We start from the raw sequence: 12,533 nt of genomic DNA on the forward strand, positions 1-12,533 counted from the left end.
AGAAAACGACGTTTCATCTGCAATGATGTAAGATAAACCACGAGGCCAGTGCCAAGTAAACTTTAGGCCGACAACCATATTGTATCGATTGTTACGATGGTCACGACTCCCCCACGCAAAAACAAAGCGCCGAACATTCTCGGCGACTGGGACGACGTGCGTTTTTTCTTGGCGGTTGCAAAAACCGGCAGCTTCAGCGCCGCCGCCACGCAACTCAATACCAAGCAAACGACCGTCGGTCGACGCATTCAGGCGCTTGAGCGCCGGCTGGGCGCCAAGCTGTTCGATCGCCACCGTCACGGCATGGAAGTGACGCCGGCTGCCCGCGGCGTGCTCATGCAGGCCGAGTCGATGATGTCGAATGCGACGTCGATCGAGCGGCATCTGGCCGGCCTCGACCGCGAAATGGCTGGCATCGTGCGCGTCGCCGCCACCGAAGGTCTTGCCGCGCAGTGGCTAGTCCCGCGCCTGTCCGAACTGCGCCGGCTCCACTCCGACATCGTCGTCCAGGTGATCGTGGGTGACCAGGTGCTCGACCTCGCCACGCGCCAGGCCGACCTCGCCATCCGCTTCTTCCGCCCGACGTCCAACCAGCTCGTTGCCGCCCGGGTCGGTCAGTTCAACATGTCGATCTTCGCCGCCCCGGCCTACATCGAGCAGTATGGCCTGCCGCAGAGGCTCGAGGACCTGAACGAACATCACATCGTCGACCACACCACGCTGCACAGCCTGCCGGCCATGAAGGCGTGGACGGAGGTCGTCGAGCGCAGCTCCAGCGTCGTTCTGCGCACCAACTCCTCGCACTCGGCGATGGAAGCGGTGAAGGCATCGTGGGGATTGTCGGTCTTCCCGAGCTACAGCCGGAAGGGCGAGAACCTCATCGAGGCCCCCATCGACCTCAACATCACCCGCGATATCTGGCTGGTGTCGCACGAGGAAACCAACAAGGGCGCCCGCATCCGCGCCGTGATCGACTACATCCGCGAGAGATTCCACCAGGACGAACGCGAGTGGTTCAGCCTCTCGCAGCACCGCAACGCCGCCCTCGTCGCTTCCTGACCAGAGAGGCGTCCTGATCTACAGCACCGCCTTCAGTCGCTTGTAGATCGCCTCGATCCCGGCCTTGTCGCCGGGCGTGTATTCCCAGTTGAGCGCCACCCCGTCGTTCGGGCGGCGCGGCATGATGTGGATGTGCAGGTGCGGGACGCTCTGCCCAGCGCCCTCGCCGTTGGCCTGCAGCAGGTTTACGCCGTGCGGCTTAAGTTCGCCGATCACGGCCTTGGCGACGCGCTGTGCGGTCTTGGCAACGGCGGCCAGCACCTCGGCCGGAATGACATCGACCGTCGGCCAGTGGCCCTTGGCGACTGCCAGTGCGTGACCCGGATTGACCGGGTTGATGTCCATGAAGGCGATCGTCATGTCGTCCTCGAGCAGCTTGAAGCACGGGATCTGGCCCGCGACGATCTTGCAGAAGATGCAGCTTCCGTCGGTCGGATGGTTCCCCGGATTGCTCATCGTACCTCTCCCAGTGCCTTGCCCAGCACGCGCAGCTGCTCGAACGGCTGGCCGCCGGGCGCCAGGGCGAGATCGAAGCCGAGACGGCCGAGCCTGGCAATCCCCTCGCTGCCGAAGCGCTCGCGCAGCGACTCCGCGATCCAGCCCTCGCTCTGGCGATGACGGGCGATCGCCAGCCTGCCTTCGACAGCGAGATGCCGGCGATGGGCCTCCAGCGCCTCCACCAGCCCGTCCATGCCGGCGCCGCTGCGCGACGACACCGCTAGCGCTTTCAGCGGCCAGTCGTCGCCGGCACCCGCGACGGCGAGCGACAACGCGCCCGCCACGTCGGCCCGCGCCCGCTCGGCGGCGCTGCCAAGATCGGCCTTGGTGACGACGATCAAGTGCGGAATCTCGACGATGCCGGCCTTCATGAACTGCAGGGAATCCCCGGAACCCGGCTGGACACAGAACACGACGGTGTCGGCCACACCCGCCACGTCGGTCTCCGACTGACCGACGCCCACGGTCTCGATCAGCACGCGGTCGAACAGGGCGCGCATCACGACCATTGCGGCCACCGTCTGACCGGCGAGCCCGCCCAGCCGGTCACGCGCCGCCATCGAGCGCACGAACACGCCGTCGTCCGCGGAGTCGTGGACGATGCGCATGCGATCGCCCAGCAGCGCGCCGCCGCTGACCTTCGAGGAAGGATCAACCGCAATGATGCCGACGCTCTTGCCATCCTTGCGCCAGGCCGAGACCAGCGCCGCGCAGAGCGAGGATTTGCCGACGCCGGGCGGGCCGGTGACGCCGACCACGTGAGCACACGGCTGGCGCCAGGCGGCATCGAGCAAGGCCTGGGTCGTGGCATTCTCGGGATCGCGCTCCAGGGCGGCCAGCGCCGAAGCCAGCGCCCGCTTGCCACCATCACGGAGCGCCTGAAGCATCATTCCGTCTTGAGCGGACCGCCCAGTGCCGCCTGGGCCGCGGCGAGCCGCGCGATCGGCACGCGGTAGGGCGAGCACGAGACGTAGTCGAGGCCGGCCTTGTGGCAGAAGAACACCGAAGCCGGATCGCCGCCATGCTCGCCGCAGATGCCGAGCTTGAGGCCGGGCCGGGCCTTGCGGCCGCGCTCGCAGGCGATCTCGATCAGTTCACCGACGCCCTCGATGTCGAGCGAGGCGAAGGGATCGTGCTCGAAGATGCCACGCTGCTGGTACTTCTCCAGGAACGACGCCGAATCGTCGCGGCTCAGGCCGAACGTGGTCTGCGTCAGGTCGTTGGTGCCGAAGCTGAAGAACTCGGCCGATCCGGCAATGTCGCCGGCGCGCAACGCCGCGCGCGGCAACTCGATCATGGTACCGACCAGATACTCCAGCTTCTCGCCCGACAGCTGGCCGACCTCGGAGGCGACCTGGTCGATCACCGCCTTCATCAGGTCGAGTTCCTTCCGGGTCGCAACCAGCGGGATCATGATCTCGGGAATCACCGTCTTGCCGTGCTTCTTCTGGACCTCGGCCACGGCCTCGAAGATGGCGCGGGCCTGCATCTCGTAGATCTCGGGATAGGAGATACCGAGCCGCACGCCGCGATGGCCGAGCATGGGATTGAACTCGTGCAGCTTGTTGGCCCGGGCCTCGATCTCGGTTACCGATACGCCGATGTCCTTGGCCACCTGTTCCATGTCGGCCTGGGTCTTGGGCAGGAACTCGTGCAGCGGCGGATCGAGCAGGCGGATGGTGACCGGGAGACCGGCCATGATCTCGAACAGCGCGACGAAGTCCTGGCGCTGCATCGGCTGGATCTTGCCGAGCGCGATGCGGCGGGCCTTCTCGTCGTCGGCCAGGATCATCTCGCGCACCGCAACGATGCGCTCGCCCTCGAAGAACATGTGCTCGGTGCGGCAAAGGCCGATGCCCTCGGCGCCGAACTTGCGGGCCTGGCCCGCGTCGGTCGGCGTCTCGGCGTTGGCACGGATGCCCAAGGTGCGGAACTCATCGGCCCAGGCCATGAGCTCGGCAAAATCGCCGCTGAGCTCGGGCTGAACCGTCGGCACGACACCCAGCATGATCTCGCCGGTGGTGCCGTCGAGGGTGAGGAACTCGCCCGTCTTGACGACGGTGCCGCGGACGCTGAGCGTGCCGGCGGCGCCATCGATGCGCACGTCGCCGGCGCCAGCGATGCAGGGCTTGCCCATGCCGCGCGCCACCACGGCGGCGTGGCTGGTCATGCCGCCAGTCGAGGTCAGGATGCCTTGCGCGGCATTCATGCCGTGGATGTCCTCGGGGCTGGTCTCGCGGCGCACCAGAATGACCTTCTCGCCAGCCCGTGCCTGCTTTTCCGCCTCGTCGGCGGTGAACACGATCTTGCCCGAGGCCGCGCCCGGTGATGCCGGCAGCCCCTTGGCGATCACCTTGCGCGTTGCCTTGGGGTCCAACGTCGGATGCAGGAGCTGATCGAGCGAGGCCGGCACGATGCGCGCCACGGCCTCTTTCTTGTCGATCAGGCCGTCGCGCACCATGTCGACGGCAATCTTCAGCGCGGCCTTCGCCGTGCGCTTGCCATTGCGCGTCTGCAGCATATAGAGCTTGCCGCGCTGCACGGTGAACTCGATGTCCTGCATGTCGCGGTAGTGAGCCTCGAGCTTGTGGCGAATGGCATCGAGCTGTCCGAAGACCTCCGGCATCACCTCTTCCATCGCCGGCGCATCGGACTTCTGGGCCAGCTTGCCCTGCACCGTCAGATGCTGCGGCGTGCGGATGCCGGCAACCACGTCTTCGCCCTGGGCGTTCACGAGATACTCGCCGTAGAACAGGTTGGCGCCCGTCGAGGGATCGCGCGTGAAGGCGACACCGGTGGCGCAATCCTCGCCCATGTTGCCGAATACCATCGCCTGGACGTTGACCGCGGTACCCCAGCTCTCGGGGATCGCATGCAGGCGCCGGTAGGTGATGGCGCGCTGGTTCATCCACGAGTTGAACACCGCACCGACCGCGCCCCAGAGCTGCTCGCGCGGCTCCTGCGGGAACGGCTTGCCGGTGCGCTTCTCGACGATCTTCTTGTACTGGGCGACGATGGCGCGCCAGTCGTCGGCCTTGAGGTCGGTGTCCATGTGGACACCGAGATCCTCTTTCTTGAGCTCCAGCGCTTCTTCGAAATAGTGGTGCCCGACGTCGAGCACGACATTGGAGTACATCTGGATGAAGCGGCGGTAACTGTCGTAGGCGAAGCGCTCGTCGCCCGACGATTTCCCGAGTCCGAGCACGGTGCGGTCGTTGAGGCCGAGATTGAGCACGGTGTCCATCATGCCCGGCATCGAGGCGCGGGCACCGGAGCGCACCGAGACCAGCAACGGGTTGTTGGCGTCACCGAACCCGGCGCCCAGGATCTTCTCGATCGTGGCGAGGCCCGCCTCGACCTCGTCCTTGAGCTCGGGCGGATAGGCGCTGTTGTTGGCATGGTGCCAGTTACAGACCTCGGTGGTGATGGTGAAACCTGGCGGCACCGGCAGGCCGAGGCTCGACATCTCCGCCAGATTGGCGCCCTTGCCGCCCAGGAGATTGCGCATCTCCGCGCCGCCCTCGGCCTTGCCGTCCCCGAAACAATAAACCCACTTGGCCATTCTCAGCCCTCGATCTTCGAAAAATCCGCCACCGAATCCATGGTGGCGCGAATCTGGTTGAGCAGTTTGAGCCTGTTCAGGCGCAATTCAGGCTTATCGGTGACGTTCACCGTGACCTTGTCGAAAAAGGCGTCGATCGGCGCGCGCAGACCCGCGAAGGCTGCCATCGCGGCGGTGAAATCCTCGGCAGCCAGCGCCGGCTTCAGCGCGCCCTCGACCTCGGTCAGTACGGCAGCGACGGCCTTCTCCTCGGCCTGCTCCAGCAGCGCCGCATCGGGAGCGCCGGTGATCCTGGCCGTCAGTCCCTTGTCCTTCTTCTCTTCGGCACGAACGATGTTGGCCGCACGGCCGTAGCCCGTCAGCAGGTTCTTGCCCGCTTCAGTGCCGAGGAACGCCTGCAGCGCTTCCACGCGCGCCAACAGACGGACCAGATCGTCCTCGCCGCCCAGGGCAAAGACCGCATCGACAACGTCGTGCCGCCCGCCCTTCTCGCGCACCTGTAACTTGAGGCGGTCGGCAAAGAATTCCATCAGGTCGCCGGCCTTGAAGAACTTGCCGAGCGGCAGGCGGATCTTGTTCTCGACCACGATCCGGATGACGCCCAGCGCCGCGCGTCGCAGCGCAAAGGGATCGCGCGAGCCGGTCGGCTTCTCGCCGATTGCCCAGAAGCTCGTGAGCGCATCGAGCTTGTCGGCCAACGCCACGGCAATCGACACCGGCGCAGACGGGCAACGGTCGTTCGGACCGGCCGGCGAATAGTGATCGCCAATTGCATCGGCCACCGCCGCCGGCAGCTTTTCGCCGAGCGCATAGTAGCGGCCCATGACGCCCTGCAGCTCGGGGAACTCGCCCACCATGCCGGTCACGAGATCGGCCTTGGCGAGACGCGCCGCCTGCTGGACCTGCCCTGCGTCGGCGCCCGGCACGAACGCCGCGATCTCGCCCGCCAGCTTGGCGATACGCTCGACCCGCTCGGCCTGCGTCCCGAGCTTGGCGTGGAAGACGATGCCCTTCAACGCCGGCAGCCGGCTTTCCAGGGTTGTCTTGCGGTCCTGATCCCAGAAGAACTTTGCGTCGGAGAGCCTGGCGCGCAGCACGCGCTCGTTGCCTTCGGCGATCACCTTGCCGCCGTCGCGCGCCACATTGTTGGCCACCACGACGAACCGATTGGTGAGCGTGCCATCTGCCTTGGTCGTCGCGAAGTAACGCTGGTGCGTCTTCATCGAGACGATCAGCACCTCGGGCGGAACGTCCATGAATTTGGCGTCGATGGTGCCGAGCAGCGGCACCGGCCACTCGACCAGGCCTGCCACTTCGTCGAGCAATCCTTCATCGGCCTTGAGCGCGACCTGCGCTCCGACACAGAGGCTCGATGCACCATCGAGGATGATCTTCTTGCGTTCCGCCGGATCGAGCACGACGTGCGCGGCCTTGAGCTTGGCGGCGTAGTCGGCAAAGCTCGCGACCTTGAAGTCGCCCTTGCTCAGGAAGCGATGCCCTCGCGTGGTGTCGCCAAACTTGATCGGCGCCATCTGGCCGCCCAGGGCGATCTCGCCGGCCAGAACCTTGCCGTCGAACAGCGCCACGATGGATTGCAGCGGCCGCACCCACAGCATCGTGCCGCTGCCCCACTTCATCGATTTGGGCCAGGGCAGTGCCTTCATCGCAGCTTCGATGACGCCAGGCAGCGCTTCGGCCGTCGGCCCGCCCTTCTTGTTGATCACGGCGAACCAGAACTCACCCTTGCCGGTATCGCGCTTCTCGGCCTGATCGAGCGAGGTGAGGCCCGCACCTTTCAGGAACCCCTGAACCGCCTGGTCCGGCGCGCCGACGCGGGGGCCGCGCTTTTCCTCGCTCACATCCTCGCGCACGACGGGCAGGCCCTCGACCACCAACGCCAGCCGGCGTGGCGTCGCGAAGGCCCGCGCGCCGGTGAACGAAAGTCCGATGGCTTTCATGCCGTCGCCGACCAGACGTTTTAGATCGTCGGCCGCCCGCGTCTGCATGCGCGCGGGAATCTCTTCCGAAAGAAGTTCGAGGAGTAGCTCGGCCATCACGCGGCCTTCGCCGTCTGCGTTGCGAGCCACGCCTCGCAGCACGCCTTGGCGAGATCGCGCACGCGCAGGATGAAACTCTGTCGCTCGGTCACGCTGATGACGCCGCGCGCATCGAGCAGGTTGAAGGTGTGGCTCGCCTTGATGCACTGCTCATAGGCCGGCAGTGGCAGCTTCTTCTCGACGAGCTTGCCGCATTCCCTCTCGGCATCGGCGAAATGCCGGAACAGCATGTCGGTGTCGGCATGCTCGAAATTGTAGGCCGACTGCTCCCGCTCGTTCTGCAGAAAGACGTCGCCGTAGCTGAGCGGCACCTCCGAGGAGGCAGAGTTGTACGGCAGCTCGTAGATCGACTTCTTGTCGAACAGGTACATGGCGAGGCGCTCAAGTCCGTAGGTGATCTCGCCCGCGACCATGTCGACCTCGATGCCACCCACCTGCTGGAAGTAGGTAAACTGGCTGATCTCCGAGCCGTCGCACCAGACCTCCCAGCCCAGTCCCCAGGCACCCAGGGTCGGGCTCTCCCAGTCGTCCTCGACGAAGCGGATGTCGTGCAGGGTCGTATCGATGCCGATCGCCTCCAGAGAACCCAGATAGCGTTCGAGAATGTCGGGCGGCGATGGCTTCAGGATCGCCTGGAACTGATAGTAGTGCTGCAACCGCATGGGGTTCTCGCCATAGCGGCCGTCGCCCGGCCGCCGGCACGGCTGTACATAGGCCGCGTACCAGGGCTTCGGCCCCAGCGCGCGCAAGGTTGTGGCCGTGTGGAAGGTGCCGGCGCCCATCTCCATGTCGAACGGCTGCAGGATCAGGCAGCCCTGTCCAGCCCAGTAGTCCTGCAGGGTGAGGATGAGTTCCTGGAAGGACGTCGGCTTGGCGCGTGTCGGCGACAGGTCGGACACCGGATTTCCCCGAGGCTCAAGAAGGCCTTTTGTTTCCGCGACTTAAGGCTGTTTTTGCGGTGCGGCAAAATAGGTGCGGCCCCTACCTTGGTCAAGCATCCAGGCGGCCCGCTGCGGCCTTATGGCAGGGGACGGCCGCAATGGCCGCATTTTTCGGCAGCGGTCGAAACATAGGCACCGCAGCCCGCGCATTGGACGGTCTCTTCGATCACCTTGGGCCGGGCCTGGGCTGCTTGGGTCGTGGGAGCGGGCTCGGGCGCACGCGGCGGCGGCGCCGGCTTCGGCGGGGCCGGCGGCGGACCGACAAATCGGTCGTACAGACCTTTCCAGCGGGAGAAGGTCTTATACGCCGCGTAGAGCGCCACACCGAGCAGCGCGAGTTTCAGCAACAGGCCCATGGGTCGCTTGTGCGCACACCCTGCAATCCGGTCAAGCAGCCGGCTCGCCTCCCGAGCCGGCCCCCGCTATAGGATCGGGCATGGAAGCGAGGGAGGACGCCCCGCTCGACCTGTTCGTGGTCGGCGGCGGGATCAACGGGGCGGGCATCGCCTGCGATGCGGTCGGACGGTCGCTGAAGGTCGGGCTCTGCGAAATGAACGATTTCGCCAGCGCCACCTCCTCGGCCTCGACCAAGCTGATCCACGGCGGCCTGCGCTACCTCGAGCACTACGAATTCCGGCTGGTGCGCGAGGCGCTGATGGAGCGCGAGGTGCTGCTGGCCAAGGCGCCGCACCTGGCTTTCCCCCTGCGCTTCGTGCTGCCGCACGAGCCGCATCTCAGGCCGCGCTGGATGCTGCGGCTCGGCCTCTTCCTCTACGACCATCTCGACTGGCACATGACGCTCCCCAAGTCCCAGGCGGTCGACCTGCCGACCTCGAAGTACGGCGCCGGGCTGAAGCCGTCGTTCAAAAAGGGCTTCGTCTATTCCGACGCCTGGGTCGACGACGCCCGCCTGGTGATCGCCAACCTGAAGTCGGCGCGCGAGATGGGGGCCCGCATCTTCGCCCGCCACCGCTGCGTCTCGGCCCGGCGCAGCGACGACGGCAGGCTCTGGCATATCGAGCTCGCCAGCCCCACCGGCGGCACGGTCCATCTCAAGGCGTGCGGCCTGGTCAACGCCGCCGGCCCCTGGGTCAAACACTTCCTCGATGAGCAGACTCCCATCCGCACCACCAAGCGCGTGCGCCTGATCAAGGGCAGCCATATCGTGGTGCCGCGGCTCTACGAGGGCAATCATGCCTTCATCCTGCAGAACAGCGACAATCGCATCGTCTTCGTCATTCCCTACGAGCGCGACTTCTCGGTGATTGGCACCACCGACATTCCCGCCGAGTTCGGCGAGAGGCCGGTCTGCACGCCCGAGGAGATCGCCTATCTCTGCGAGATCGCCGGACACTACATGCAGAAGCCGTTGACACCGGCCGACGTCGTCTGGACCTATTCCGGCGTGCGCCCGCTGTTCGACGACGGCGGCGACGATCCCTCGGCGGTGACGCGCGACTATCATCTCGAAGTGGATGGCGTTGTTGGTACTGCACCGCTGCTCTCGGTGTTCGGCGGCAAGATCACGACCTACCGCCGCCTCGCCGAACATGCGCTCGCGGATCTAAATCCCTATTTCCCCCGCATGGGCGCCGCCTGGACCGCGACGCGGGCGGTGTTCGACGGCGAACTGGCCGATGCGCCGACCTTCGAGGAGGCTTTCGACCGCTTCGTCGAGGGCGCGGCCCAGACCAAGCCCGGTCTGCCCCGGGAGCTGGTCCGCGTACTGGCGCGTCGGCACGGCTCGGGCCTGGGCGAACTTCTGGAACACGTGAAGACGGTGGCCGATCTCGGCCGTCATTTCGGCGGCCATCTCTACGAAGTCGAGGTCCGCTACCTGATCCGCGACGAATGGGCGGTCGAGGCCGAGGACGTCCTGTGGCGCCGGACCAAGGAGGGATTGCACATGACCGAGGCCGAGCGCGACGCATTCGCACGCTGGATAGCCGAGCAGCGCCCTAACTTTACATAACTTAACCTTCGCCGCGGGCACGTTCGGCCCGGGCTAGCCGTATGATCGAGACAACCCCCTTTCCGGTGAGGTCCAACATGAACCTTCGTCCCCTGCTTCTGGCCGTGCCGACCGCCTTCGTCCTGGCGGCGGGCTTTGCGTTCAGCAGTCCCGCTTCGGCCCTCGACGCCGATCTCGACGACGTGCTGGAACTTGCCCAGGCCGCGCCGCCGGCCGCCGGTTCAGGCCGCACCTTCTCGCCCCAGGCCATGTGCCAGGACCAGGTCGCGCGCCGCATCGGCAACCGCGCCTATCTCAAGGCCAGGCTCGAGCTGAAGCCGGAACAGATGACCGCCTGGAACGCCTTCGAGAAGGCCTCCGACGAGGCCAGCGCCAAGGCCACCGCGCGCTGCACGACGCTGCCGGTCGAGCTGAAGGAGCGTCCCAACTACGTCGATCGCCTGTCGATGGAAGAGAGCGCCATGAAGGCCCGCGTCGCCTCGATCGAGGCGGTGAAGCCCACGCTCGTGGCGCTCTATGCCGTGCTGTCGCCGGAGCAGAAGGCGGTGCTCGACCGGCCGCGTGGCCGGATGATGGGCGCCATGGGCCGGATGGGCGACCACGGCCCGCGGTAAGGACTCACCAATCGCTTGAGCGGACGATCTTCATCAGGTCGTCCGCCATGGTGAGGGCGGTCAGCACGCCGGTCTTGGGATTGTCCGGCATGGCGCGGCCGAGGCGATACATGTTGAGTTCGCCGGAGTCGCTCACCACCTCCAGGCGACTGGCATTGGTGCCGGGCGGCAGGGTGGGATCGGCCACCAGCTCGATCTCGGTATGCTCGAGCCCGGCGCCGCACAGCGCCACCGTCACCGCGAGATTGGCGTTCTTCGGATAGAGTCGGCCGGCATCGGCCGGTGTGCCGCGAAAGATCACCGTCGGCTCCTTGATCGACGGCAGGTCGAATTCGGTCTCGGCCGGCGTGCCGGTCCAGGCATGCGGCGGCTTGATCGACACGTATTTCACCTTGCTGAGCTTGCCGAGCCGCATGGCGAGCAACCCGTCAAGGCCGGCGATCGCACCCGACGGCAGGCGCAGCCGCGCGCCGCTCTTTTCGGCAGCCTTCACATGCTTCTTCCAGAGCTTGGGATCGCCGTAGGCGCCGGTGGCGATCACCATGAGGTCGAAGCCCTTCTTGAGGACCGTCTCGCCCCAGTCGCGCACCGCCTGCTGGCTCGCCGCCTCGACCACGACGTCGGGCTTGAGCTTGAGCAGCGCCTTCAACGTGTCGACCACGGCCACCTTGGCGCCCAGCTTCTTGCGCGTGGCGGCGATGCGGCCCTTCCGCACCAGGACCCCGACGATATCGATCGGCGGCTTCTTCTCACGAAAGATGTCGAACAGCATCTGGCTGATGGCGCCGTAGCCGATCAGTGCGATTTTCAGTCTCTTGCTCTTCGCCATGTGATCCCCTCAGGCCGCGGCACGTCGCAACTATAGCGAGGCGGACCAGGCCTTACGACTACGCCCGAGACCGCAGGCCAAGGCGTTGACCTTCACATCGAATGACGGCAGGCTGTTCCGAGCCGCGAGACTGCGGGGTGCCCAGCGTTGCCTCGGGAGCCCAAATTGGCGGCGCAATTCAGGAGGCGTTGATCGAGTAAGCGTTCACCCACATAGCCAACTGCGGCCCAAAACCAACAAATCTGGGAGGCGACGTCCATGACCGACGAAGCGCGTAACAGGGGTCTCGACAGTACACGGCGTAAGTTCCTGAAGGCGACGACGGCGCTTGCCGGCACCGCTGCCCTAGCCGGTCTGCCTGGCGTAGCCATGGCGGGCAAGAAGCACCCCAAACGCGGCGGCACGCTGCGGTTCGGTACGCGCGATGATTCGGTGGGCCTAGATACCCATCGCAACATCATCTATTTCGTCTCCCATCCACTGACCGGCATCACCGGCGGACTTGTCGACTTCGACGACAAGATGGAACCCAAGCCGGCCATCGCCGAATCCTGGGATGCATCCGCCGACCTCAAGACCTGGACCTTCAAGCTCAAGCGCGGCGCCGAATTCCACAACGGCGAGACGATCGACGCCGAAGCGGTCAAGTGGAACATCGAGCGCATCAAGGATCCCAAGATCAGCCACGCCTTCACGCGTTCGGTGGTGTCCGGCGTGGAGCGCGTCACGGTGGACGACAAGTATACGGTGCGCTTCCACCTCAAGGAGCCGGACGTCGCGCTCGACATCAACCTCATCTATTACCCGGTGAACCTGATGGCCCCGGGCGCCGCCGACAAGGCCGACACGGAACCGGTCAACTGCGGGCCATTCAAATTCAAGTCGTGGCGCCGCCTCGACCGGTGCGAGCTGGTCCGCTTCGAGAACTTCTACGAGACGGACTCCGAGGGCAACTCGCTGCCCTACCTCGATGGTCTGATCGGGCTGCAGATCGGAAGAGC

At 65.8% G+C, this 12,533-nt stretch carries 11 protein-coding genes; 4 read left to right on the top strand and 7 right to left on the bottom strand.

Going from position 1 to position 12,533, the window contains the following annotated elements:
• Nucleotides 1–96: 96 nt before the first annotated feature.
• Complete coding sequence (locus EPO55_RS19785; RefSeq protein WP_296338902.1) at nt 97–1,059, top strand: LysR family transcriptional regulator; 963 nt, start codon at nt 97–99, stop codon at nt 1,057–1,059.
• 18 nt (nt 1,060–1,077) lie between these two features.
• Here EPO55_RS19785 and EPO55_RS19790 read toward each other — a convergent pair whose 3' ends face one another.
• The 6 genes from EPO55_RS19790 to EPO55_RS19815 form a co-directional block, all read right to left on the bottom strand.
• Nucleotides 1,078–1,515, bottom strand: a complete 438-nt coding sequence (locus EPO55_RS19790; RefSeq protein ID WP_296338903.1) for an HIT family protein — start codon at nt 1,513–1,515, stop codon at nt 1,078–1,080.
• Nucleotides 1,512–2,444, bottom strand: coding sequence for an ATP/GTP-binding protein (locus tag EPO55_RS19795; RefSeq protein WP_296338905.1), 933 nt, complete (start codon nt 2,442–2,444; stop codon nt 1,512–1,514). The genes EPO55_RS19790 and EPO55_RS19795 overlap by 4 nt, the downstream gene beginning before the upstream one ends.
• Nucleotides 2,444–5,119 (bottom strand): pyruvate, phosphate dikinase, encoded by a 2,676-nt coding sequence (gene ppdK / locus EPO55_RS19800; RefSeq protein ID WP_296338906.1) that lies wholly within the window; start codon nt 5,117–5,119, stop codon nt 2,444–2,446. The genes EPO55_RS19795 and ppdK overlap by 1 nt, the downstream gene beginning before the upstream one ends.
• Before the next feature lie 2 nt (nt 5,120–5,121).
• On the bottom strand, nt 5,122–7,173 hold the full coding sequence (gene glyS / locus EPO55_RS19805; RefSeq protein WP_296338907.1) for a glycine--tRNA ligase subunit beta: 2,052 nt from the start codon (nt 7,171–7,173) through the stop codon (nt 5,122–5,124).
• The gene (locus tag EPO55_RS19810) at nt 7,173–8,075 is read right to left on the bottom strand and encodes a glycine--tRNA ligase subunit alpha (protein WP_296338908.1); all 903 of its coding nucleotides are present in this window, start codon (nt 8,073–8,075) and stop codon (nt 7,173–7,175) included. The genes glyS and EPO55_RS19810 overlap by 1 nt, the downstream gene beginning before the upstream one ends.
• 119 nt (nt 8,076–8,194) lie before the next feature.
• Entirely contained in the window at nt 8,195–8,473 is a 279-nt protein-coding gene (locus EPO55_RS19815; RefSeq protein ID WP_296338910.1) for a hypothetical protein, read from the bottom strand.
• Nucleotides 8,474–8,553: 80 nt separating this feature from the next.
• On the opposite strand from EPO55_RS19815, the gene glpD reads away from it, so the two are divergent.
• Together glpD and EPO55_RS19825 are read left to right on the top strand one after the other, a co-directional pair.
• The gene (glpD, locus tag EPO55_RS19820) at nt 8,554–10,089 is read left to right on the top strand and encodes a glycerol-3-phosphate dehydrogenase (protein WP_296338911.1); all 1,536 of its coding nucleotides are present in this window, start codon (nt 8,554–8,556) and stop codon (nt 10,087–10,089) included.
• A gap of 77 nt (nt 10,090–10,166) precedes the next feature.
• Nucleotides 10,167–10,703 carry a Spy/CpxP family protein refolding chaperone gene (locus EPO55_RS19825; protein ID WP_296338913.1) on the top strand — a complete coding sequence of 179 codons (537 nt, stop codon included), beginning with the start codon at nt 10,167–10,169 and terminating at the stop codon, nt 10,701–10,703.
• A gap of 4 nt (nt 10,704–10,707) precedes the next feature.
• On the opposite strand, the gene EPO55_RS19830 is transcribed toward EPO55_RS19825, so the two are convergent.
• Nucleotides 10,708–11,532, bottom strand: a complete 825-nt coding sequence (locus EPO55_RS19830) for an aspartate dehydrogenase (RefSeq protein ID WP_296338914.1) — start codon at nt 11,530–11,532, stop codon at nt 10,708–10,710.
• 258 nt (nt 11,533–11,790) lie between these two features.
• Between EPO55_RS19830 and EPO55_RS19835 the strand changes: the two genes are divergently transcribed.
• On the top strand, nt 11,791–12,533 hold a 743-nt coding region (locus tag EPO55_RS19835), incomplete at its 3' end, for an ABC transporter substrate-binding protein (RefSeq protein WP_296338915.1).

Origin of the sequence: Reyranella sp. (assembly GCF_004296935.1) — a bacterium.
Lineage (GTDB): Bacteria > Pseudomonadota > Alphaproteobacteria > Reyranellales > Reyranellaceae > Reyranella.

Bases quoted from the DNA above. Each gene is read 5' to 3' on its own strand.
- EPO55_RS19815 (WP_296338910.1), bottom strand. From the start codon at position 8,473: ATGGGCCTGTTGCTGAAACTCGCGCTGCTCGGTGTGGCGCTCTACGCG.
- EPO55_RS19795 (WP_296338905.1), bottom strand. From the start codon at position 2,444: ATGCTTCAGGCGCTCCGTGATGGTGGCAAGCGGGCGCTGGCTTCGGCG.
- ppdK (WP_296338906.1), bottom strand. From the start codon at position 5,119: ATGGCCAAGTGGGTTTATTGTTTCGGGGACGGCAAGGCCGAGGGCGGC.
- EPO55_RS19785 (WP_296338902.1), top strand. From the start codon at position 97: ATGGTCACGACTCCCCCACGCAAAAACAAAGCGCCGAACATTCTCGGC.
- EPO55_RS19790 (WP_296338903.1), bottom strand. From the start codon at position 1,515: ATGAGCAATCCGGGGAACCATCCGACCGACGGAAGCTGCATCTTCTGC.
- glpD (WP_296338911.1), top strand. From the start codon at position 8,554: ATGGAAGCGAGGGAGGACGCCCCGCTCGACCTGTTCGTGGTCGGCGGC.
- glyS (WP_296338907.1), bottom strand. From the start codon at position 7,173: ATGGCCGAGCTACTCCTCGAACTTCTTTCGGAAGAGATTCCCGCGCGC.
- EPO55_RS19830 (WP_296338914.1), bottom strand. From the start codon at position 11,532: ATGGCGAAGAGCAAGAGACTGAAAATCGCACTGATCGGCTACGGCGCC.
- EPO55_RS19825 (WP_296338913.1), top strand. From the start codon at position 10,167: ATGAACCTTCGTCCCCTGCTTCTGGCCGTGCCGACCGCCTTCGTCCTG.